The organism is Modestobacter sp. VKM Ac-2985 (assembly GCF_026967925.1).
Lineage (GTDB): Bacteria > Actinomycetota > Actinomycetes > Mycobacteriales > Geodermatophilaceae > Modestobacter.
This window is the reverse complement of record NZ_JAPVBI010000001.1, coordinates 1,436,034-1,458,521: the sequence shown is the minus strand read 5'-3', so window position 1 is coordinate 1,458,521 and position 22,488 is coordinate 1,436,034. Positions and strand designations below refer to the sequence as shown.

28 protein-coding genes are annotated in these 22,488 nt (G+C 71.6%); all 28 read left to right on the top strand.

The window, feature by feature from the left end:
• The first annotated feature begins 15 nt into the window (after positions 1-15).
• The 28 genes from O2V61_RS06910 (at position 16) to O2V61_RS06775 (ending at position 22,488) form a co-directional block, all read left to right on the top strand.
• Positions 16-744 (top strand): hypothetical protein, encoded by a 729-nt coding sequence (locus tag O2V61_RS06910; RefSeq protein WP_269182565.1) that lies wholly within the window; start codon positions 16-18, stop codon positions 742-744.
• Positions 741-998, top strand: coding sequence for a hypothetical protein (locus O2V61_RS06905; RefSeq protein WP_269182564.1), 258 nt, complete (start codon positions 741-743; stop codon positions 996-998). Before O2V61_RS06910 ends, O2V61_RS06905 begins: the two co-directional genes overlap by 4 nt.
• Positions 995-1,420, top strand: coding sequence for a hypothetical protein (locus tag O2V61_RS06900; protein ID WP_269182563.1), 426 nt, complete (start codon positions 995-997; stop codon positions 1,418-1,420). Before O2V61_RS06905 ends, O2V61_RS06900 begins: the two co-directional genes overlap by 4 nt.
• Before the next feature lie 532 nt (positions 1,421-1,952).
• Complete coding sequence (locus O2V61_RS06895) at positions 1,953-2,411, top strand: phage terminase small subunit P27 family (protein WP_269182562.1); 459 nt, start codon at positions 1,953-1,955, stop codon at positions 2,409-2,411.
• Positions 2,377-4,110, top strand: coding sequence for a terminase large subunit (locus O2V61_RS06890; RefSeq protein ID WP_269182561.1), 1,734 nt, complete (start codon positions 2,377-2,379; stop codon positions 4,108-4,110). Before O2V61_RS06895 ends, O2V61_RS06890 begins: the two co-directional genes overlap by 35 nt.
• Before the next feature lie 18 nt (positions 4,111-4,128).
• A complete protein-coding gene (locus O2V61_RS06885) occupies positions 4,129-5,598 on the top strand; it encodes a hypothetical protein (protein ID WP_269182560.1) in 1,470 nt (489 codons plus the stop codon).
• Positions 5,585-6,514: a VG15 protein gene (locus O2V61_RS06880; RefSeq protein WP_269182559.1), complete on the top strand. Its 930-nt coding sequence runs from the start codon at positions 5,585-5,587 to the stop codon at positions 6,512-6,514. The genes O2V61_RS06885 and O2V61_RS06880 overlap by 14 nt, the downstream gene beginning before the upstream one ends.
• Positions 6,515-6,604: 90 nt before the next feature.
• Positions 6,605-7,351: a hypothetical protein gene (locus O2V61_RS06875; protein WP_269182558.1), complete on the top strand. Its 747-nt coding sequence runs from the start codon at positions 6,605-6,607 to the stop codon at positions 7,349-7,351.
• A gap of 58 nt (positions 7,352-7,409) precedes the next feature.
• The gene (locus O2V61_RS06870) at positions 7,410-7,775 is read left to right on the top strand and encodes a hypothetical protein (RefSeq protein ID WP_269182557.1); all 366 of its coding nucleotides are present in this window, start codon (positions 7,410-7,412) and stop codon (positions 7,773-7,775) included.
• Between the two features lie 19 nt (positions 7,776-7,794).
• Entirely contained in the window at positions 7,795-8,802 is a 1,008-nt protein-coding gene (locus O2V61_RS06865; RefSeq protein ID WP_269182556.1) for a major capsid protein, read from the top strand.
• Complete coding sequence (locus O2V61_RS06860) at positions 8,802-9,092, top strand: hypothetical protein (RefSeq protein ID WP_269182555.1); 291 nt, start codon at positions 8,802-8,804, stop codon at positions 9,090-9,092. The genes O2V61_RS06865 and O2V61_RS06860 overlap by 1 nt, the downstream gene beginning before the upstream one ends.
• A gap of 17 nt (positions 9,093-9,109) precedes the next feature.
• Positions 9,110-9,505 (top strand): hypothetical protein, encoded by a 396-nt coding sequence (locus O2V61_RS06855; protein ID WP_269182554.1) that lies wholly within the window; start codon positions 9,110-9,112, stop codon positions 9,503-9,505.
• Positions 9,502-9,954 carry a DUF6093 family protein gene (locus tag O2V61_RS06850; protein WP_269182553.1) on the top strand — a complete coding sequence of 151 codons (453 nt, stop codon included), beginning with the start codon at positions 9,502-9,504 and terminating at the stop codon, positions 9,952-9,954. Before O2V61_RS06855 ends, O2V61_RS06850 begins: the two co-directional genes overlap by 4 nt.
• Positions 9,909-10,331: a hypothetical protein gene (locus tag O2V61_RS06845; protein ID WP_269182552.1), complete on the top strand. Its 423-nt coding sequence runs from the start codon at positions 9,909-9,911 to the stop codon at positions 10,329-10,331. Before O2V61_RS06850 ends, O2V61_RS06845 begins: the two co-directional genes overlap by 46 nt.
• A gap of 25 nt (positions 10,332-10,356) precedes the next feature.
• The gene (locus O2V61_RS06840; RefSeq protein WP_269182551.1) at positions 10,357-10,812 is read left to right on the top strand and encodes a hypothetical protein; all 456 of its coding nucleotides are present in this window, start codon (positions 10,357-10,359) and stop codon (positions 10,810-10,812) included.
• Between the two features lie 9 nt (positions 10,813-10,821).
• Positions 10,822-11,142 carry a hypothetical protein gene (locus tag O2V61_RS06835; RefSeq protein WP_269182550.1) on the top strand — a complete coding sequence of 107 codons (321 nt, stop codon included), beginning with the start codon at positions 10,822-10,824 and terminating at the stop codon, positions 11,140-11,142.
• A 3-nt stretch (positions 11,143-11,145) separates the two neighbouring features.
• Positions 11,146-11,613, top strand: coding sequence for a phage tail tube protein (locus O2V61_RS06830; RefSeq protein WP_269182549.1), 468 nt, complete (start codon positions 11,146-11,148; stop codon positions 11,611-11,613).
• Positions 11,614-11,692: 79 nt separating this feature from the next.
• Complete coding sequence (locus tag O2V61_RS06825) at positions 11,693-12,289, top strand: hypothetical protein (RefSeq protein ID WP_269182548.1); 597 nt, start codon at positions 11,693-11,695, stop codon at positions 12,287-12,289.
• 92 nt (positions 12,290-12,381) lie between these two features.
• Positions 12,382-12,606 carry a hypothetical protein gene (locus tag O2V61_RS06820; protein WP_269182547.1) on the top strand — a complete coding sequence of 75 codons (225 nt, stop codon included), beginning with the start codon at positions 12,382-12,384 and terminating at the stop codon, positions 12,604-12,606.
• 14 nt (positions 12,607-12,620) lie between these two features.
• Complete coding sequence (locus O2V61_RS06815) at positions 12,621-16,424, top strand: phage tail tape measure protein (RefSeq protein WP_442929166.1); 3,804 nt, start codon at positions 12,621-12,623, stop codon at positions 16,422-16,424.
• Positions 16,425-16,671: 247 nt separating this feature from the next.
• Positions 16,672-17,484 carry a hypothetical protein gene (locus O2V61_RS06810; RefSeq protein ID WP_269182546.1) on the top strand — a complete coding sequence of 271 codons (813 nt, stop codon included), beginning with the start codon at positions 16,672-16,674 and terminating at the stop codon, positions 17,482-17,484.
• Positions 17,481-18,677 carry a Gp37-like protein gene (locus tag O2V61_RS06805; protein WP_269182545.1) on the top strand — a complete coding sequence of 399 codons (1,197 nt, stop codon included), beginning with the start codon at positions 17,481-17,483 and terminating at the stop codon, positions 18,675-18,677. Before O2V61_RS06810 ends, O2V61_RS06805 begins: the two co-directional genes overlap by 4 nt.
• Position 18,678: 1 nt before the next feature.
• Entirely contained in the window at positions 18,679-19,683 is a 1,005-nt protein-coding gene (locus O2V61_RS06800) for a hypothetical protein (protein WP_269182544.1), read from the top strand.
• A 65-nt stretch (positions 19,684-19,748) separates the two neighbouring features.
• Positions 19,749-20,714: a hypothetical protein gene (locus O2V61_RS06795; RefSeq protein WP_269182543.1), complete on the top strand. Its 966-nt coding sequence runs from the start codon at positions 19,749-19,751 to the stop codon at positions 20,712-20,714.
• A gap of 1 nt (position 20,715) precedes the next feature.
• The gene (locus O2V61_RS06790) at positions 20,716-21,186 is read left to right on the top strand and encodes a hypothetical protein (RefSeq protein WP_269182542.1); all 471 of its coding nucleotides are present in this window, start codon (positions 20,716-20,718) and stop codon (positions 21,184-21,186) included.
• On the top strand, positions 21,176-21,538 hold the full coding sequence (locus O2V61_RS06785) for a hypothetical protein (RefSeq protein ID WP_269182541.1): 363 nt from the start codon (positions 21,176-21,178) through the stop codon (positions 21,536-21,538). The genes O2V61_RS06790 and O2V61_RS06785 overlap by 11 nt, the downstream gene beginning before the upstream one ends.
• Positions 21,535-21,852, top strand: coding sequence for a hypothetical protein (locus O2V61_RS06780; RefSeq protein ID WP_269182540.1), 318 nt, complete (start codon positions 21,535-21,537; stop codon positions 21,850-21,852). Before O2V61_RS06785 ends, O2V61_RS06780 begins: the two co-directional genes overlap by 4 nt.
• Before the next feature lie 78 nt (positions 21,853-21,930).
• A complete protein-coding gene (locus O2V61_RS06775) occupies positions 21,931-22,488 on the top strand; it encodes a phage upper tail fiber protein (protein WP_269182539.1) in 558 nt (185 codons plus the stop codon).

Sequence of the window (22,488 nt, the reverse complement as noted above, 5' to 3'; positions counted from 1 at the left end):
AGGAGAACCCCACCCGTGGACACCATCGAGCACTCGTCCTCCCCGGTCATCGCGACCGACGAGGAGCGGTGCCGCCGCGGTGCGCAGTGCCTGGCCGCCGAGCGAGTCGACACCGGCCGCGTCGGTGCACCGAGCAGCCGGCCCCTCTGCGACCCGTGCACCGACGCCGTCCGACAGGCGCTCGGCGACGCCCCGGAGCTGTACGTACGGCTGCGCCTCGGCCTCGGCGACGCGGGCAGCACCGCACCGTCCGAGCAGGTGACCAAGTCCAAGGGCAGCCCGCTGCCGCTCAACGCCTCGAAGCTCGACCTCACCGACCAGCTGCACTGGCTGGCCACCACCTGGGCCGACGAGGTCATCCACACCGCCGGCCGCCCCGGGCCGGACAGGACGAGCCAGCCCGAAGGTGCCCAGATCGCAGACAGCTGCCAGCTGCTGCTCCGCTACCTGACCGTCTGGACCGTCCACGCCCCGGTCGACCTGAACGTCACCCGCACCGAGTCGATCACCCAGTCCGGATGGGAAGCCGCCGACGTCCTCCTCACCTGGAAGCGCGCGGCCCGCCGCAACCTCGGGCTGACCGAGCTCACCCACCGACCGCCCGAGCCCTGCCCGGCCTGCGACGTGCCCGGCGTGCTCGAGCGCCGCGACGGCGACGACAAGGTGCGCTGCAGCAACTGCGGCAAGAGCTGGACACTGGAGACCTACGAGCTGTTCGTGCACGCCTGGATCGGTGCGGCGTGAGGCTCAACCTCCACCTGCGCGGCATCGACCTGGTCGACGTCGAGTTCCACCTCGGCAGCCGAGGTCTCTACCTCGACGTCAACGTCTTCCAGCCCCGAGCCGAAGACGCGCCAACACCACCGGCGCAGAAGGCAGACCTGTCCCGCACGGCGAGCGGAACCTACGAGCGCGGCGCCGGCCCCGTGTGGGAGGACGACCAGCCCGTCGTCGTGCGCGGCTTCGGCTTCGGAGCAGCTGCGAAGGAGGAGCGATGACCGCGGCCTGGCCCGATCCGAACGCGACCCCGCTCGACCGTGCGCGCGCCGTCGCCCGGACCTACCGCGACGCCCTGGTCAAGGCGAACCCGCAGCAGGCCGAGCTGTTCGACAGCGCGGCCCGCCGGGTGGGTGAGGCGTGGGTGTGCGGCGTCGACACCGGCGAGCGGGTGTGCACCGTGCCCGAGGCGGCGCTCCTGCTCGCCGTGACCGAGGGACGCGTCCGCCAGCTGGTCGGCAAGGACATCCCGTCGGCCGGCCGCACGAGCACCGGCCACGTCCTCCTCGTCGCGGATGTGCTGGCCTACCAGGCGCGGCGACGTCCTGGTGGACGGGCGGGTGCTAGCGCGCTATCGTCTGCTGCCAGCGGAGGAAGTGTCTCTGCACCCCGGCCAGCTCCCTCGCGCGAGCGGCCCTGCTGATGGCCACGAGGCCCGCCACCCGCTGCTCAAGCTGCAAGCGCCTGCACCCCGGCATCGGGATGTGCGCGGCCTGTCGCCGAGCTGGCGACCGGGGACGCGGTACTGCAGCGCAGCGCGGCTACACCGCCACGCACCGCTCCCGCTTCCGGCCCGGCGTACTCGAGCGCGACCCGATCTGCGTGCTCTGCCACGTCCGGCCGGCGACGGTCGCTGACCATCACCCGCTGGGTCGCCGCGAGCTGGTGGCCGCGGGGCTGGATCCGGACGACCCGGTGCACGGCCGCGGGCTGTGCGAGCGGTGCGATCGACCGCAGACGGCCCGTCGCCAGCCGGGTGGATGGAACCGCCGGTGATGCATAGATCCTGCATGGTTATGCAGGGTGGGGGGACCCCCCGCCCCCCTCATGATCAACATGAGACCGCCAGGAGGAGCGCGCACACCATCTCAGAACTGTGATGGGGGGTCCTGCATGTCCATGCATCGGACCTGCATAAACGCCCCGCGCCGGGGTGCGGCGAGCGGGGGTGCGTGATGGCTCGTCCGCCCACGCCAGCCCCCCTGCAGCTGCTCCACGGACGTGGCGAAGGCGTCGACTCCGGCGGCCGGAAGGTCAAGACCCCGCCACCGTTCCGCCGGATCGCGCCCAAGCCGCCGACCTGGCTGTCCCGGGAGGCGAAGGCCGAGTGGCGCCGGGTCGTGCCCGGCCTCCAGCGGCTGGATCTGCTGAAGGAGGAGGACCGGGCGGTCCTGTCCGCCTACTGCGAGACCTGGTCGACGTTCGTGGAAGCCACCCGCGTCGTCCAGCGCGAGGGCCTGACCATCGACGCGAAGCAGGGCACCCTCCCCCACCCGGCCGTTGGCATCGCCCGCAACGCCGGCCGGGAGCTCCGCGCGTTCGCCAACCAGTTCGGCCTGTCGCCGTCCGCTGAGCTCGCGCTCGGGAAGGTGTCCGACGATGGCGCGGAGGAGAGCAACCCCTTCTCCGGCTGACGAGCTGGAGCTGCCCTCCGCCGAGGAGCTCGAGCGGCTCAAGCTGAGCCCCGAGGTCGCCTGGTATCTGGTCTCCCGCGGCATCCCGCTGCCGGACTGCCCGCCGGCCATCAAGACCCCAGAGCCCGGCCAGACGTGCCCGGGCGCCCGCTTCGACCCTGACCGGGTCGACAAGGTACTGAAGAGCTTCGGCCTGCTGCGGCACACCAAGGGCAAGTGGGCCGGGACGCCGCTGCAGCCGGACCCGTGGCAGGTCGCCTACGTCCTGGCCCCGGTGTTCGGCTGGGTCCGGTTCGACGAGGACGTCAGCCGCTGGGTGCGGGTCATCCGCGAGCTCTACGTCGACATCCCGCGCAAGAACGGGAAGTCGACCACGCTCGGCGGGATCGCGATCTACATGACCGCGGCCGACGGCGAGCACGGCGCCGAGGTCATCGCCGCGGCGACCACCGCAGAGCAGGCCGGCTTCGTCTTCGCCCCGATCAAGGCGATGTGCGACAAGGCGCCCGCGCTCAAGGGGCACCTGAAGGCCTACTCGAAGCGGATCGTGCACCCCCGGTCGGCGTCGTACTTCCAGGCGATCTCCTCGGTCGCCGACGCCCAGCACGGCGCGAACATCCACTGCGCCGTCATCGACGAGCTGCACGTCCACAAGTCCGCCGACCTGGTCGAGACGCTGGAGACCGGCACCGGATCCCGTGACCAGCCGCTCGTGGCGACCATCACCACGGCGGACGACGGCAAGCCGAACACGATCTACGCCCGCAAGCGGACGCGGATCGAGCAGCTCGCCCGCCAGGCGCTGACCGACCCGACGACCTACGGGGTCATCTGGGCGGCGGCCAAGGACGACGACCCGTTCGTCGAGGAGACCTGGCGCAAGGCCAACCCCGGCTTCGGGATCTCGCCCACCCGCTCCTACCTGGCCAAGGAGGCGGCGAAGGCCAAGGACTCCCCCGCCGAGCTGGCGAAGTTCCTGCGCCTGCACCTGGGGATCCGCACGAAGCAGGAGACCAAGTACCTCCGGCTGGAGGACTGGGACGCCTCGGCGGGGATGGTCGATGAGCTGAAGCTGAAGGGCCGGGCCTGCCACGGCGGTCTGGACCTGGCCAGCGTCAACGACGTCACCGCGCTGTGCTGGGACTTCCCCGGCGAGAACGACCAGCACGAGCTGCTGTGGCGGTTCTGGCTGCCCGAGGCGCGCATCGACGACATGAACAAGCGGACGGCCGGCGCCGCAGCGGTGTGGGTGCGCGAGGGCCGGCTGCAGCTGACCCCGGGCAACGTCATCGACCTGGACTACATCTTCGAGCAGGTGAAGAAGGACGCCAGCGTCTTCGACGTGCGCACCATCGGCTACGACCGGTGGGGCGCGAACTCGCTGGTCACCAAGCTCGGCGACGAGGGCATCACCTGCGTGCCCGTCGGGCAGGGCTTCGCGGCGATGTCGGCGCCCATGAAGGAATGGCAGCGACTCGTCCTCACCCAGCGGTACACGCACGGCGGTGACCCGGTGATGCGCTGGATGGTCGACAACCTGGCCGTGAGCATGGACCCGGCCGGCAACGTGAAGCCGGACAAGAACCGCTCGGCCGAGAAGATCGACGGCGTCTCAGCGGCAGTGACCGCGCTGAAGGAGTTCATGGACGCCGAGGTCGCTGAAGAAGACGAGCCGGACCACATCGCGTTCGGGATCTGACCCGAGAAGGAGGTGCGAGTGCCCACCCCCATGCAGTGGACGCTCCGCCTCCTGGCGAAGATCGAAGAGCAGCGGCGCTACGCGAAGCCCTACGAGGCCCGGTACCGCAACGAGTACGTGCTGCCGTTCATCGCCAACGAGTACCGCGAGGTCTACGGGACCGCGGTCGACCAGGTGTTGCCCTCGCTGCGGCCTCCGCAGACCGGCATCGCGGCGATCGGCATCGACGCGCTGGCCGAGCGGATGACCGTGCTCGGCGGCACCTCCGACGACCCGCAGGTCGCTCGGCGCATCGAGGCGGCGTGGGAGGACAACGACCTCGACGTCATGCACCGCGAGGCGACGCGGGAGGCGCTGATCAAGGCCCGGTCGTTCGCGTCGCTGCACCGCTCGACCGACGGCGCCCGGGCGATCGTGGGCATCGAGTCCCCGGAGCAGATGGCGGTGCACCGGCAGGCTGCGCCGCCCTACGACGTCGATGCCTCGCTGAAGATCGGCGTCGACGAGTGGACCGGCAAGCAGATCGGCCTGCTGCGGCTGGACGGCGTCGACATCGACCTGGTCGAGGGCCGGGACGTCGTCCGCGACCCGGACGGCTCCGACGTCCAGTCCCGCTGGGTGATCGCGACGAACCGGCCCAACAACGGGGTGACCGAGACGCGGCTGGTCGGTGTGCCGGTCGCCGAGTTCGCGTCCCGCCCCCGGCTGCTGGCCGAGCCGATCAGCGAGATCGAGCCGATCACGACCTTCGTGGACCTGGCGGACCTGATCGAGGGCCTGATGGTCTTCGCCGGCCACTTCGGTGCCGTCCCGATCCGCTACGCCACCGGCATCACCGTTCCCCGGGACCCGAACGACAAGACGAAGCCGCTGCTCGGCGCCGACGGGAAGCCGATGATCAGCTTCAAGCCGCGGGCGGACCACTTCTGGGCCGACACCAACCCCGACGCGAAGTTCGGGCAGCTCACCCCGGCGGTGCTGGACTCCTTCGTCACCTGGGCCGATCACGCCTCGGCGCGGATCCGGGCGCAGACATCGATCGCCTCGACGTACTACAGCCTGGACCTGAAGTCGCACATGTCCGCCGAGCTGCTGAAGACCGACGAGGCCCCGATGGTGCGCCGCGTGCTGTCGATGGGCCGGGATGGGGCGTTCAACCAGTCCTGGCGGCGGGTGATGCGCTACATACTGATGATCGAGGACCCGTCCTCCACGGCGCGGGTACGCCCGCGCTGGGCCGACCCGGAGACCCGCGTCGAGGCGCAGGCCACCGACTCCTTCCAGAAGGTCGTCGCGCAGGGCGTCGGTCCACGATTCGCAGCCGAGAAGATCCTCGGCTGGAGCCCCGAGGAGGCGCAGCGGGCGATCGAGGAGGGCACCGCGGTCAAGGCCGCAGCAGCCGCGGCCGGTGACCCGGCACTGGACCGGATGGCCGACAAGCTGCTGAACGCGACCAGCCCGGTGCCCGCCACCGATGCCCTCGCCTGAGACAGCCCGCGCCTTCTACCTCCGGCTGCAGCGCCTGCAGCTGCTGCTCCTGGCCAGCAGCCGCCGGGCCTGGGCGGGCATGGGCGCGGACTTCGACAGCTCGTGGTCCGAGGTGGCGCCGGGGCTGGTCACGGTGACAGCGGCCGGCCAGCTCGCCGCCGCCCGGGCGGCCACGGAGTACGTGCCGGCGGTGCTCGAGGAGACGGGGCAGCCAGACCAGCCGGAAGCACAGGTGCGGCCGCAGGCCTTCGCCGGCCGCGCCGCAGACGGCCGGAGCCTCGGCGGGCTGCTGTACGGCGCGGTCGTGCACGCCAAGACCGCGGCCGGAACGGGTGCTGCCCCTGCGGTCGCGCTCGAGGTGGGCGGCCGCTGGCTGGACACGCTGGTGCAGACGGTCACCGCTGATGCCGCCCGGCAAGCGACCCAGGCCGAGATCGCGATCCGCCCGGACATGGGCTTCCTGCGGATGGTCAACCCTCCCTGCTGCGGCCGGTGCGCGATCCTGGCTGGCCGCTGGTACCGCTACGACGCAGGGTTCCCACGGCACCCCCAGTGCGACTGCTCGGCGGTTCCGTCGACGCAGGAGGGCTGGCGGCAGCTGAGCGTCAGCCCCACCGAGCTGTTCGACCGCGGCGACGTCCGCGGGCTCACCAGGCGGGAACGGGACCGGCTGGCCGCCGGCGAGGACCTGCACAAGGTGATCAACGAGTCCCGCGACATGTGGCGGGCCCGGATCTCCGAGCAGCGGCGCCAGGACAAGGAGGCCGCGACGGCCGCCCGCCTCGGCATGGACCTCCCAGCCACCGCCGCCGCGCGCGACCGGCAAGCACGGCAAGGGCTCGAGGACCTGTTCGCCTCCACCCGCAGCCGCATCGAAGCCCTCTCTGCCATGAAGGCGCAGGGCTTCACCCAGTGAGCTCCGTCCCGGCCGTGCCGGGACGATCCCAGCCGGTCGTTGGCCGGCTGGTCACCACGCCCCGCGACGGGGCCCCAGCAAGGAGACGCGATGTCCGCAGGTTCCCTCCCCTGCTCCCACCCGCGCACCGGCGACCCGCTGCGCCCCATCGGCTTCCGTAAGAACGGCCGTGCGATCTGGCCGATCCTCGGCGCCGCCGACGACGCCCCGGACATCAGCAAGCGGCCGGACGGCGTCCCCGAGGACGCGTGGAACGCGCTGGGCGACCCGGGCAAGGCCGCGATCGTCCGGGAGCGGGAAGCCCGCTCCTCCGCCGAGCGCGCCCGCGACGAGGCCGCGCAGGCCCGCACCGCCGCAGAGCAGGCGCTGGCCGCGGCGAAGGCCAGCACCAAGCAGGACCCCCCGAAGACGGACGCGACGAAGACCGCCACCGGCGACCAGGTGGACGTCGCGGAGCAGATCCGGCTCGGCATCGAGGCCGCGATGGCCCCGTACCGGGAGCGCGACGAGCAGCGCGAGGCCACCGAGGCCGCGCAGAAGGTGCGCGACGCCGTGACCCGCGCGGCCGGTGAACGGTTCCACGACGCCGGCGACGCCGTCAGCCAGCTGGACCTGACCACCCTGATCGACGACCAGGGGCGCGTCGACACCGCGAAGGTGGACACCGCCCTTGGAGAGCTCCTCGGGCGCAAGCCGTACCTGGGCAAGGCCGTGGACCACCGGCGTCGTGCGCCGGACGGCTCCCTGATCGGCGGTGGCGGAGGCGGCGCCGCCTCGCTCGCGGACCGCGTCAAGGCGCAGCTGGCGCTGATGAACGACGGCCAGCCCAGCCAGTAGTACCGCAGCACCCCGGCGCGACGCCGACCCATTCCGTTCTGACCAGAGAGGCAGCACCGTGGCCGACTTCGCGCCCACCCGCAACACGTACAGCAGCACCCAGCCCATCTGGGCCCGTGACCTCCTCAAGTCCGAGAACCACGGCCGCCTGATCGACGGCGACGCGATGCTCGCCGCGTTCCCCACCGGTGTCGTGCCCTCGGGCACGCCGATCGCCAAGGTGAACACGACCAGCCTCGGGGCCCCCGCGGCCACCGCGGACTCCACGCCCGACGGCTTCCTCATCAACGAGCTCAAGGTGCAGGCCGGCGGCCGGTACCTCGAGGGCGTGTTCCACGCCGGGACCATCACCGAGCGCCTCCTGCCGGGGGGATCCGCCCCGGCCGCCTTCAAGACGGCGCTGACCGCCGTCTCCTTCATCTGAGCCGGGGAGACCAGCCACCATGCAGATCGTCGACCTCGTCCCCGACCTCCAGGCCGTCATCCTCGCGGCCCGCGAGCAGCGGGACGCCCGCAACACCCTCGCCCGCTTCCTGCCCAACGTGAACGTGCAGGACGTGTCCTACCGGCTGGGCCGCTCGCAGCGGCTCGACCAGGTGGTGCCCGTCCGTGCGCTCGACGCGCCGGCCACCCCGATCCGTCGGCCCGGCGTGATCGACGTCCGCGGTGACCTGCCCGCGGTCACCCCGATCGAGTACCTGACCGAGGACGACCTGACCCGCGCCCGCCGGCTCGCCGGCGTCAGCGTGGACCTGGCGCCCTCGGTGGCCGTCGCCGCCCGCCGCGTCGCGCTCGCCGTGGACAACACGTTCGAGCAGATGCGCGGCCAGGCCCTGTCGACCGGCGTCGTCACCCTCCAGCTGGAGGACGGCAACGTGCGTCCGGTCGACTTCGGCGTCCCGGACAGTCAGAAGTTCGCTGCCCCGGTCGCCTGGGACGCGGTCGGCTACGACGGTGACCCGTTCGAGGAGCTCGAGGCCTGGCACTCCGTGTACGGCGTCGCGGCCGGCAGCGACGCCGGCGTCATGCTGACGACCCGGAAGGTGGTCAGCCTGCTCGGCCTCCACCTGCGCCGGAAGTACCCGCAGCAGCCCATCGGCGCCGCCACCGTCGCCGGGGAGCTCGCGCTGCGGAACCTGCCGCCGCTCGTCACCTACGACCGGACGCTGACCACGTACGAGGGCACCCGCCAGCGGGTGTTCCCCGAGGGTGGGCTGACCTTCCTGCCGCCGGAGGACGTGCCGATCGGCCGTACCGAGCTCGGCGTCACCCAGGAGGCGGTCCAGCAGGTCGAGAACCGCGTCCTGACCGCCGAGCAGGCCGCCGGGCTCACGATCGTGACCCTCGGCCAGGACAACCCGGTGCAGCGCGCGGTCAAGGGCGCCGCGATCGGCCTGCCGGTCATCCAGGACACCGACGTGATGGTCACGGTGTCCGGGCTGGCCGCCTGATGGCCCGGGTCCTGGCGCTGACCGTGATCGTCGGTGGGGAGACCCTGCCGGCGGGGACGGAAGAGACGCCCGCGCTGAAGGCCAGGATCACCAACCCGGTGGCCTGGCAGGGCGAGTCCGACCTGCCAGCCGACGAGCCGGAGACGCCGGAGGAGCCGCCCCGCGGCGGTCCGGGCTCGGGCAAGGACGTGTGGCGCACCTACGCGGAGGGCCTCGGCGTCGAGGTCCCCGCGGACGCCGACCGGGACGCCATCGTCGCCCTGGTCGACGCCCGCAGCTCCGAGAAGTGACGGGAGGGGGCGGAATCGTGGACAACCCGGTGCAGGTCACGGACATCGAGGCGCGGTTCCGCCCCCTCACCGACCTGGAGAAGGTGACCGTCCAGGACCTCCTCGACGACGCATGGGGGCTCCTCGGCCCGCACCAGCCCGCGATGACCCGGCGGGTGGAGGCAGAGCTGCTGCTGCCCGCAACCATCAAGGCCGTCGTCAAGGCGATGGTGCTCCGGGTGCTCCGCAACCCCGACGGCATCCGGCAGTTCGGCTCCGATGAGGCCTCCTTCACGCGGGACAACACGGTGTCCACCGGTGAGCTGTACGTGTCGGCCACCGAGCTGGAGACGCTCACCGGCGAGTCGCCGGCGGCCGCGGGCGCCGAGCCGCACCTGTCGTTCTCCGTGCCCTACCGGTTGGGCTGGCGGTGACCAGCCCCTACGCCGCGGGGATGGCGGTGCTCACTGCCGAGGTGGAGCGGCAGATGGCCGACTGGTGCACGGTCACCCGACCGGCTGACCTGCCTCCCACGCCGGTGCTCGACTCGGACGGCTACGTCCCGGCCGTCCCCGCTGCCGCGGTCTACGACGGGCCGTGCACCATCGCCGATCCGTCGCAAGCGCTGCTGAGCAACCGCACGATCGACGACCAGTCCGGTGTGCCGAACCAGCGGACCGTGAAGCTGCCGCATCGGGCAGCTCTGCGCCCTGGGGACCTGGTAACCGTCACCGCCGCGGCGTTCTCCCCGGGTCTGGTCGGCGACGTCTTCGTCGTCCTCGGCGAAGAGGAACGCACGTACGCCACCTACCGCCGCTACCTGCTCCGGGGGTCTTCATGGGTGTCCGCAACGACTGGCGGGTCAACGGAGCCTCCGGCCTGATCGCCGAGCTGCAGGCCGCCGCCGCCCGCACCCCGCTCGTCATCGAGACCGTGGTCGACACCACCGCTGAAGCGCTGGTCGCCGCCGTACGGGCCAACGCCACCGGCCGACCGGGCCCCGAGGACCTGACCGGCGAGTACCTGGCCTCCTGGGACGTCGAGCCCGTCGACGGCGACGGGCCCGAGGAGATCGCCCGCTCCGTCGGCACCGACGAACCGCAAGCCCACCGCCTCGAGTGGGGGTTCGTGGGCACGGACTCCCTCGGCCGCGACTACAACCAGCCGCCGTATCCGCACATGGGTCCGGCCAGTGACGCGATCGAGCCGCTGTTCGTCGCGGCGATGGACCGGGCCGCCGCGCAGGCCATCCGATGGTGAACCGCCCGATCGCGCGGGGGCAGCGGTGACTGCCCCGGTGTACTCCGCCCCGCTGGACCTGGTCACGACAGCGGTCGTGGAGCTGATCAGGTCCACCGGCCGTGACACCTATGACGGGGAGTACACGGGCAGCCCGGCGCGGCCGGCGTACCCCTACTTCCTGCTGTACCGCATCCCCGGCGGCTCCAGCGACGTCACTCCCGACATGGACGGCGACGCGCGCACTGTGACGGTGGCCTACCAGCTGACCACGGTGTCCAACCGGCGCAACCAGTGCGAGGCGGCGGCCCGCGTCGGGCGCGACAGGCTGCTCGGCAGGGACGGCGCCGGCTGGGTGTACGGCCTGTCGATGCCCGCCGGATGGCTGTGCATCGATCGCAGCGCCGACCGGACCATGGCCGGCATCGACCGCTCGGGCACCGCGCCGTCGGCCGTCTTCTCCCTGCCCTCCCGCTACTACCTGACCATCACCCCCGCCTGAGGAGCCCCCGTGTCCTTCGTGATCAGCCATCCCAGTGTCGAGGGCACCCAGGTGATCCCCGAGCACACCCTGCCCACCTACGCCGCCCGCGGCTGGGTCCTCACCGGCCGCGACACCGACCCGGCCGCGGCGCCCGCTCCGAAGCTGGAGCAGCCGAACAAGTCGGCGACCGCCGCCGAGTGGAAGACGTACGCCGTCGCCCTCCCCAACGAGCACGGCGGCCTGGACTACGAGACCGCCATGACCATGACCCGTGACGAGCTCGCCGAGCACTACAACCCCACCCCGAAGCCGGAGACCCCGGCCAAGACCACCTCCAGGGAGTCCTGACCCATGTCCCGGTTCAACCGCAAGAAGACCACCAAGTTCATCGCCTGCCCCCTCGTCGCCGACCCGCTCACCGGGCCCTCCCGCGCCGAGATGGCCGCCGGCACCCCCCTCACCGACATCGCGGCCGTCACGGGGTTCAGCCTCACCGGCTCCACGATGCCCACCCCTGACCTGGACTCGCGCTTCGTGTCCTCCGTGCCGGGCGACGACACCGTCTCGGACCCGAGCATCACCTTCTGGGACGACGACGAGGCCACCGTCATCCGCGACGTCCTCGCCAAGGACACGCAGCTGTTCATCGTGTACCTGCCCTACGGCGACGTGCCCGGCAAGCGGTGCGAGGTGTGGGACGTGGCCTGCCTCGGCGTCAACGACCAGATCGACCTGTCCACCGCCGCGCAGTTCATGGTCGGGTTCTCCGTCAACGAGGAACCCGTGCAGAACGCCGTCGTGCCGCCGGCCGCGGTCTGACCCATCCCCTGATCTGGCCTCGGGTCGGTTGGTCGCGCAGCCGACCCGAGGTCACCCCCTACGCGACTAGGAGCACCACGTGACCAGCACCAAGAACGGCACCGCCAACAAGCTGTCCCTGCTCAAGGGCAAGAAGCCCCGCGAGGGCACCCACTCTGTCGTCCTCGACCACGAGGCCGTCGAGGAGTACGCCTACGCCCGGCAGCTTCTCACCGCCGCGCAGGACCAGCTGCGCCTCGCCCGCCGCCGCTCCGAGCCCGACGTCACCCTCAGCGAGCTCCAGGCATACGTCGACGAAGCGCAGTTCCGCGCCGACGAGCTCGAGCCCGCCGCCGACGAGGGCGCCGGCATCGTGAAGCTCAAGATCCGGGCCATGGCGCCCCTGGCGTACGCCGCGCTGAAGGCGGAGTTCCCGCCGACCGACGAGGACCACAAGCGCGTCCGCGACGGGGCCGACGAGAAGGCCAAGGCCCGCTGGAACCAGGCCGACTTCGGCCCCCGCATCGTCGCCCACTGCGTCGTCGACCCCGACGTCACCCTCGAAGACGCCCAGGGCTTCCGCGAGACCTGGACCGAACCCGAGTGGAACCTCCTCGTCGGCGCCTGCATGGACCTCCACGAGCGGGCGGTCGACACGGCGAGCCTGGTTTTCAGCTCCGGGCGGACCCGCGGCTAAAGGAGGAGCTGGACTACATCGTCCCGAAGGGCATCTCGTACGACGCCTGGACGGAGTGGTCCCCCCTCGCCCGCGGCTACGCCCTCGCCTGGATGCGTGACGACCGGGCCACCTGCTCCTGCGGCACCCGCCACGACGAGTGGGACCCCAAGCAGGGCGGCGACCGGGACGCCTACGTCGCCGACACCACGTACTGCCGGGGGCACGCCCTCCTCGGTGAGCACCAGCAGGCGCTCCCGAAGGACGGGGACGGCCGGCCCATCCCCGGCTTCATGCCGCACCTGCGCCCCCGCACCGCCGAGGACGACGACGACTGAGACGGAGGTGGCAGGTGGCGACCAGGACTTTGGAGACGGTCCTCGTCGGTCGCGACCTGCTGTCCCCCGTCCTCGGCAAGGCCGGCGCCAACGTCGCCGCGTTCAACACCACGGTCACCGGGGCCAACGAGAAGGCTGCTGCCGCCTCCACGGTCTCCGCGCGGGTGCAGCAGACCAACGCCGCCACCTCTGCGGCTGCCGCCGGGAAGGCGTCCACCGCGGCTTCGGCGGGCGCTGCCACGCAGGCCGCAGCCTCCGGTCGCGTCGTCGCCGCCAACACCACCGCCGCCACCTCGGCGAGCACCTCCGCCGCCACGCAGTCCCGCGCCCACTCGCAGGCCGCCACCTCTGTCAGCACCTCCGCCCGCATCCAGCAGTCCGCCATCAACGGGCTCGCCACCTCCAACGGGATGCTCGGCACCAGCCTCACGCCACTCACCGCCGGCCTCGGAGCCGTCGGTCTCGGCCTCGGCTACGCCGCCTTCCGGGGCGCGGAGTTCGGTGCGGCCATGTCCGAGGTGCAGGCCGCCTCCGGTGCCACAGACACCGACATGCAGGCCCTCCGCGAAACCGCCATCACCCTCGGCGCCGACACCAAGTACTCCGGCGAAGAGGCCGCGCAGGGCATCACCGAGATGGCGAAGGCCGGCGTCACCACCACCGACATTATCAACGGCGGACTCAAGGGCGCCCTCGACCTGGCCGCGGCCGGGCAGATGGAGGTCGCGGACGCCGCCGAACTCGGCGCCACCGCCCTCTCGGTGTTCAACCTCGAGGGCGACCAGATGTCCCACGTCGCCGACCTCCTCGCCGCCGGCGCGGGCAAGGCGCAGGGCTCCGTGCACGACATGGGCGCTGCCCTCAACCAGTCCGCGCTCGTCGCCGACCAGGCCGGCCTGTCCATCGAGGACACCGCCGGGGCGCTCGCCATGTTCGCCTCCAACGGCCTCACCGGCTCCGACGCCGGCACCAGCTTCAAGACGATGCTGCAGGCCCTGAACCCGAACTCCGTGGCTGCTGCTGAGGCGATGGAAGCCATCGGCTTCTCCGCCTACGACGCGCAAGGCAACTTCGTTGGCCTGGACTCCGTCGCCGGCCAGCTCAAGGAGGGCCTCGCCGGCCTGACCGTCGAGCAGCAGAACGCCACCCTCAAGACCATCTTCGGGTCCGACGCCGTGCGCGCCGCCTCCGTGCTCTACAAGGAGGGCTCGGCCGGGGTCCAGGAGTGGGCGAACAACGTCAACGACGCCGGCTACGCCTCCGAGTACGCCGCCACCCTGCAGGACAACCTCAAGGGCGACATCGAGAAGCTGGGTGGCGCCTTCGACGCCACCATGACCACCATCGGCGACGGCACCCAGGGCGCCCTGCGCGAGCTCGTGCAGATGATGACGTTCCTGGTGGAGACCGGGGCTGACGTCGTCGGGTTCTTCGCCGGCCTGCCGGGCCCGGTGCAGATCGCGCTGGCCGCGTTCGTCGGGTTCACCGCCCTCCGCGGCCCCCTGGACACCATGTTCACGGGCCTCGCCGGGCGCCTGACCGGCGTCGTCACGGGCATGGGCATGGCGACTGGCGCCACGACCACGTTCACCATCGCCACTCGTGCCGCCCGGACCGCCATGCTCGGGCTGCTCACCGCTGCGGCCCCGTTCGCCGCGATCGCAGCCATCACCTACGGCATCACCGAGATCATCAAGTTCAGCAACGCCGGCGACGACGCGCGGGAGAGCATCGCCGCGATGGGTGACGCCATCGACGAGGCCGACGGCAACGAAGCCATGTTCGCCAACACCACGAGCTCCCTCGACGAGCTGCGCGACAAGGTCGACGAGCTCGGCCCGCACGTCGAGTCCTGGTCGAAGGAGAACCGCAACTGGTTCGAGCAGGCGTTCATCCCCGTCACCGGTGAGGTGCAGGACGCCCGCGAGTCCCTGCAGCTGTACCAGGACAAGCTGGCGGAGCTCGAAGAGGTCGAGGAACGGTACGGGCAGAACATCAACGTCCTGGCCGGGCACTACAAGGCCACCCGCGAGCAGGTCGTCGAGTTCGCCGACGCCCACGGCATCAACCTGGCCGGCTCCCTGCAGGTCACGCAGACCGAGTTCATGCGGGTCGCTGCTGCCACCGGCGAGTTCTCCACCCAGCTCGCTCCCCTGCCGGGCGCGGTCGCCGCCGGCACGGACGCCCTCGCCTTCCTCGGCGACACCTCCAGGATGACCGAGGAGCAGATCGAGTCCGCCACCAAGGCGATCGAGGACTGGCGCGGTGAACTGCAGAAGGTCGGCGAGTCCTTCGTCGAGCCGCTCAGCCTCTACAAGGGGCAGCTGCAGGAGAAGACCGAGGCCGAGCAGGCTCAGGCGCAGGCCACCGCGGACGCGACCGAGGACTCCTCGGACTCGTGGAAGGACTACGTCACCGAGGCCACCGTCTCCCTCGACGAGTGGGCCGCCGAGCTCGAGCAGCAGATCCTCGACCAGGATGCCTGGCGGGAGAACATCGTCCGGATCACCCAGCGCGGTGGCCTGGAGGTGGGGCAGGCGTTCGCCGCCATGGGCGCGGAGGGTGCCTCGCAGACGGCGGCGATGGCGAGCGCCACCGACGAGGACTTCAACCGCATGGCCACGGCCATGGCCGAGGATGCCCGCCGCGGTGGGTCCGATGCTGCCGCCGAGCTGGACACGCAGATGCGGGTCATGGCCGCCGTGGGTGCCGCCGGTGCGAAGGGCACAGCGGAGGGCATCGCAGCTGAGCTGGGTCTCGGTGTCGACACCGTGCGGGGCATCGCCTCGCAGTACGGGGTCGAGCTGGCCGCCGGCATCAACCCCCTCCTCGAGGGCCTCGGCAAGCGGGCTGTGACGCTGCGCGCGCGCGGCGGTGGCATGGCAGGTGGCGCCAACTACGACGTCGGCGGCTACACGGGCGACGGCGACAAGCTGGAGCCCGCCGGCATCGTGCACCGCGGCGAGTACGTGCTCACCAAGGAGGAGACCTCCCGGTTGGGCATCGCCCGGATCGAGGAGTTCGCCAACAACGGGTACGCCGACGGCGGGTTCGTCACTGCTGCCGACGTGCCCCGACCGTCGTCCACCGCCCCGTACAGGATGCCGATCTCCACTGCGGGTGACGCCACCATGCAGAAGGGCTTCGACGAGGTCCGGGCGTGGATGGACGCCAACGTCGGGGCGCTGGGTGCCGGACAGCTGGCAGGCGGCGGGTGGCAGGCCATCTGGAACACCGGCAAGGCCGCGTTCCCGGGCGCTGTCCTCACCTCGGCCTACCGCCCGGGTGACCCCGGGTATCACGGGCGTGGGCTGGCAGCCGACTTCGGTTGGCCTGGGAACTCGAAGCCGCAGCTCCGCGACATCAAGCGCTGGTGGCACGACAAGTACGGCTCCACCCTGGCTGAGCTGATCGGCCCTCGCGGCGACCGCTCGAACATCAAGAACGGCGCCGCCTACCCGTACAGCGCGGGTGTGCAGGCGGACCACGAGGACCACGTGCACGTGGCTGCCCGCGCCAACGGCGGCCCCGTGTGGCCCGGCCAGGACTTCCTGGTTGGGGAGCGTGGTCCGGAGATCGCCCGCTTCGAGGCACCGGCCACGGTGTACCCGACGGGCACCGCACCCGCTGCGATGCCCGGCTACGGCATGGGTGGCGGCATGGGTCTGGACTACGAGCGCCTCGGCGCGATCGTCGCCAGGCACGCGGGCCGGCAGACGTCCATCGCAGTCGACGCACGAGGACTGGGGGCGGACGCTATCGCACGGGCCGTAGTCACCCGCCAGCAGCAACAGGACGCACTGGCGCCAGCATGGTGAGGGGGCGGGGTTGAGCACCTACTTCCTCGCCCCCTCAACCCCCACCCCAACACCGGATCAGCCGGATCAGCCGAATCAGCCCGGCGCACCGATCCAGCCGAGCAGGCCCGGCGTCCGGCCTGTCCGCCCCTTCCAGGAGCGACGCAAGCTGACCCTGGAGTCCCTGGACGGGCAGCGCTCCATCCCCCTCGACGGCGCCACGGGTTGGCGCGCACAGTCCGGCACCACCGGCCTGGAGATGCCACCCATGGACGTGGTCACCAGTGCCGTGCCCGGTGTCGCCGGATCGGTGCTGCAGGATGTGCGGGCGCAGGAACGGCCGGTGTTCGTGCCGGTGCTGGTGCAGGCCCCGACACTGATCGCACACCTGGACCTACTGTCCGGGATCCGCGACCTGGTCGATCCTCTCCGCGGGGAGTTCCGGATCGTGGGCGGCACGTCGCGGGGCGAACGGGAACTGACCGTCGTCTACACGGGCGGGTTGGAAGGCTCCAGTGGGCGGGACGTGTCCGGCGTGTACTGGCGCAAGATCGGCCTGACCGCCACGGCCTGCCAGCCGTTCGCCGCCGCCCGCAAGGACCGGCTCGTGGAGTTCGCCACCGCCGGGGGTGCTGGCCCGTTCCTGGGGTCTGTCGGCGGCACCAACGCGCTGTGGCCCGGGGCGATCGCCTCGTCCGCGGTGATCGGCGAGAACATGCGGGTGCAGGTGACCAGCGAGGTCCCGGTGTACCCGACCGTGGAGCTCGTGGGCCCGATGGACAGCTTCACGGGCACATTGCGCCTGGAGGACTCCACGCTGCCGCCGTTCTTCGGTGGGCAGTCCTGGTCGGTGAGCATCCCGACGGGCGTGCCCGCTGGTTCGACGCTGCGGCTCGTCACGGATCCGCGTGCCCGGTCGATCCGCATGGACGGGCAGCTTGCCGCCGGCCGCGTGGCCCGCGGCTCCACTCTCCGCCCGTTCTACCCGGGGGTGAACGTGCTCGACGTGTCTGCCCCTGGTGGCACAGAGGAGACCCGGGTCCGCATCCGGTGGCGAGAACTGCACCGGTCGATCTGGTGAGCGACTGGCAGATCCACCCACGCAACGCCAACCTGTCGCGCAGCTACGACCCCGTGTCGGGCTGGTCCAGTCTGGTGCTCGTCGAGCGGTACGGACCCCCCGACTCATGGACGATCACCGGCCCCGCTTCTGCACTCTCGGTGTTCCAGCCGGGCATGGGCTGCATCCTCGACCGCGACGGCGAACAGATCACCTCCGGGCAGGTCGCGGGCATCAACCGGTCCGGCGCCGTCGTCGACAACCGGTCCGTGGAGACGATGACCCTCGCCTTCACCTCCGATCTCGGGCCGCTCGGTGACCGCATCGTCCGCCCCACCCCCAGCCAGGCACTCAGCGCGGCGATCAGCACCTTCCCCGCTGCCTACGACCTGCGCACCGGCACCGTCGAAGCCCTCATCCTCGGCTACGTCAACGGCCACATCGGACCCGGGGCGCTCGCCGACCGCCGCCTCTCCCGACTGCGGCTGCCCGCATCCCTTGGCCGCGGCGGCACCACCCAGGTGTCCGGGCGGCTCGACAACCTCGGCGTCCTCGTCACCTCCCTGGCCGAAGCTGGGAACCTGCGGGTCAACGTCCGCCACACCGAAGACGTCGACGGCGCCTGGCTCGACCTCACCATCGACGCCATCCGCGACCTGTCCAACGACGTCCGCTTCGGCACCGCCGACACCACCGCCGCCGGACTCATCACCGAATGGGACTACGACCTCTCCCGGCCCACCTCCACCCGCCCCATGGTCGGCCTCGGCGGGGAACTCGCAGCCCGCGAGTTCCTCGAGCTCCGCGACACCGCAGCCGAAGCACTGTGGTCCGCGGTCGTCGAGACCTTCGTCGACCAGCGGAGCGTCGACCCCGACTCCACCGACAAGCTCGCCGAAGCCACCCGCGCCGGCCAAGAGGCACGCGACGCCGGCAAGGGCCCCACCCGGGTCGCCTTCGTACCCACCCTGGGCCCCGACCTCGAGTACCGGCGGGACGTGCGGGTCGGCGACATCGTCGGCTACGACCTGCCCGGCCTCGACCCCGCCGCGGACAAGATCCGCGAGGCCACCACCACGGTCACCGTCGAGCAGGGCCAGGCCACCGAACGGGTCGCCGTCGTCATCGGCACACCCGACGCGCCCGCCACCCGAACCCAGCAGCAGACCGCGCGCGCTCTGCGGGCCGTCACCGCGATCCAGAGGAGCACATGAAATGACGCAGGTGTCCGCACCCCTCGTGAACGAGCAGTTCACCGACGCAGCGTGGCGGGACCTGTTCGGCGACGAGCCCGGCGTGGTCGGCGACCTCGACGGCACGTCCTACAACATCAACCTGCCGCCCGACTCCAACGTCGCGCTGATCGGCTCACCCACCCAGGACTCGCTGTCCCGCGTCGCCGGGTTCTCCCACAAGATCCCCGCAGGTCAGCTGGAGAGCATCGTCATCCCAGAAGCCCCCGGCAGCACTCGCACCGATCTCGTCGTGGTCCGCTACGACCCGGCCAACAACGACGCGCCCGGGCCTTGCCGCTTGGCGATCGTCACCGGGACCTCTGCCGGGTTCCCGGCCTACGACTCATCCGCCCCCGGCGTAGAAGACCTCCCGCTCTGGGCGGTCACACGGAAGGCCGACGAGGCGCTCTCGCAGGCCACAGTGCGCCGCCTCTACCCGCGGCTCGCCCCCCTCCTCAACCTCCCTCTCGGCGCCCTGCTGCCCACGTCGTCGCCACTGGGCACCCTGGTTCGCCGTGGGCAGCTCACCTACGTGCGCGAGCTCGACACCTCCGGGGTGCCCACCTGGATCCCCGACCGGGGCATGGAACAGATCGACACGCTGTGCGCCCCGGACATCGGCGGCCCCCTCGAGCAGAACTCCCCCCGAGGACTGCACTCCTCGGTGCGGATCAGTCAGCCCTTCGGGCCCGGGGTCCCGTTCCGCGGGGAGATCACCGCGCAGTGCTACGTCGTCGTCCAGGCCGGCAGCGAGATCGGGTTCGCGGCCACCGGCGACCCGAGCGGCCCCACGACCCGGCACGCCCGCTCCCGCAACGACGGCAGCATCGCAGAGCCCCGCACCGTGACCGCGCACGCGCGCATCGACTCCGGCAGCTCCGACGCCTTCAACTTCCAGCCGATCATGCGGCAGCTGTCCGGCACCTCCGAGGTCGTCGCAGAGCCACGGCTGGCGTTCTCCACCGCTCACGTCTGGCCGAAGTAGCCCACCCCCTCAGCACCCGACCACCAGCCGGTGGCCGGGTCGGACCCATGCCCAGGAGGCAACCGATGACGGCCTACCTCATCGCGAACCCGCCGAAGGTCCGGCAGTTCTACGCCACCCGCAACAAACCGCTCACCGGCTGCACCGTCCTGCACACCTCCGAATCGATCATGGACTCGGTGGGTCCGGACACCGGCGCGGAGAACGTCGCCGAGTTCATCCGCACCCGCAGCACCGCCGGGAGCTACCACGACCTCGTGGACTCCGACTCGGTGGTCAACCTCGTCCCGTACGAGTCGGGCGCGTTCCATGACGGCACCGGGTCCAACAACTGGGCGCTGTCGATCTCCTTCGCCTGCGCCACCTCCGACTGGCGGCGCATGACCCCGGAGAAGCGGGCCGCGTTCCTCCGCAACGGCGCCTGTGCGTTCGCCGCCCAGCAGGCGTGGCGCCGCGCCCACGGCTACCCGACCACCGAGCTGCGCCACATCACCAAGGCCCAGTCCGACGCGGGCATGTCCGGCTTCTGCTTCCACGGCGACCGCGACCCCGATCGACGCAGCGACCCCGGCGTCGCCGCTCCCAACCTGTTCCCGTTCGACGAGTTCATCACCCACTGCCGTGCCGCCCTGGCCGGCGACCTCGAGGAGGACTTCATGGCCACCATGAGCGACAGCGAGAAGGCCGAGCTGCTGAACTTCGTCCGGCGCGGCCCGATCGCCGTCTGGGACGACCTGAACGGCAACCCGCTGATCATCGAGCGGAACAGCGGGCAGCCGCGTGAGGCCCGCGGGGTCCTCGGCGACGTGTACGTGCACACCGTGGCCCTGATCAACATGGTGCAGGAGCTCGTGGGCCGGCCGGGCGCCGATATCGACGAGGAGGCGCTGGCCGTCTCGCTGGCACCGCTGCTCACGAAGGCCACCGCCACCCTCTCCGACGCCGACCTGGCTGCGGTGGCGACGGCAGTCACCGACGAGCAGGACCGCCGCGCCCGTGACGGCAACCCCGTCACCGGGCCCGTCTCCTGAGGTGACCCTGCACGGCGGCCACGAGATCAGCTGGTTCGCCCGCACCTTCCCAGTGCCAGCCCCTTCGTGGGTGGCGCCCGGGCTGACCCTGTCCCTCGTCATCGGGGCCGCCGGCCGGGCACAGGACTACCTGACCCGGTCGGTGTCATCGGACGGCATCACCCGCGGGGTGGAGGTCGCCGGGTTCGCCGTGTGGGGCGGGTTGTTCGCAGCCTTGGCCATCGCCTCTGTCCTGGGTGTGGTCGCCCTCAACGCCGTCGTCCACTCCCGCTGGCCGGTCCTCATCTCCCACGTCTTCGGCGCCGGGGTGCACGTCTCCTACGTGCTGGCCCTCGCTGACGCCGTGGGGGGCAGTGGTCGGGGGCTCGGGGTGGTGATGCCGCCGCTGGCTGCGGCCGCCATTCACCTGGTGTGCGTGGGCCTCTACGTCGGCCCGCGGCCGAGGAAGGTGAAGCCACCCCGTGGGGACTGAGACCGTCGCCCTGTTCACCCAGTTCGGTCCCGGCGTCGCCGTGATGGTGCTGCTGATCGTGCTGCTGGTGAAGCTCCGAGACCGCGTCGGCTCCCGCGTCGATGAGTCCGTCGAGGACTGGATCAACCGGCTGGAGAAGAAGCTCGACGCCGTCGAGAAGGAGCTCCGCGATGAGCGCGAGTCTGGGCGCCGGTACCGGCGGGCCCGGGAGATGTGCGACGCCGAGCACCGCCGCTGGGACTCCCTCGTGCTCCACACCGCGCTGGCCGGCGGGGACGTCGCCAAGCTGCCGGATCCGCCGGCGCTGACCCCACACCCGTCCACGTACGAGCTCGACGAGCCCAAGCCGTGACCGCTCAGGGGCCGCTGTTCCGCGACTACCTGCCCATGCCGCCGCGCCCCACCGTGACCGCCTCAGAGGAGCCCGCAGTGCCGTCGTACCAGATCGCACCCCAGACCCCGGGCGAGCCCGACCACGCCGCACCGCGGCCGCCCCGCCTCGCGCGGGTCCGCAAGGCCATCGTCGCCGGCCTGGGCTTCGGGGCGACCCTCGTCGCCGCCGGTGTACTCGACGACCAGACCGAGGCCATCGTGACCGGCGTCCTGGCGCTCGCCACCGTCCTCGGTATCTACCGGGTGCCCAACGAGCAGAAGCCGGCCTCCTGAGCCGTGCTCGCCGGCGCCCCTGCAGGCGCCCGATCGAACCGCTGACCGCCTCGCTACCGCCTGCTGAGGAGCTCCCCCATGCCCGACTTCACTTTCTCCCCCTCGGCCGTCCTCGTGGAGTCCACCGGGGACTTCGCGATCGGCGCCACCGGGGTGCTGCGCGTCGTCGCCGGCGGCGCCACCGTCCCCGTCTACGACCTCAACGGGTCCGCGCTGCCCAACATCGTCGTCGGGCCGAAGGGCGCGCACCAGGCGTTCAAGGCCGACATCCCCGACGGCATCCTCGACTTCGGGTCGGTGCTGCTGCCGGCCGTGTCGAACGAGTCCCTGACGGCTGCCATCGACGCACAGCAGGCCGCGCAGGCAGCGCAGTCCGCCGCCGAGTCCGCCGCAGCTGCGTCCCTCGGCAAGGCCGACGCGAACCACACCCACGGGCCCACCGCCCTCCAGGGCTCCGGCACGCGCAACAACACGACCTTCTACCGGGGCGACGGCGTGTGGGCTGTTCCCCCGTCCGCGCTCGGCGGCGGCAACGTCATCGGCGACGGCATCCTCAACATCCGCAAGATCAGCCAGGCCAACTACGACGCCCTCGCCACGAAGGACGCCGCCACCCTCTACGTGATCCAGGGCTGA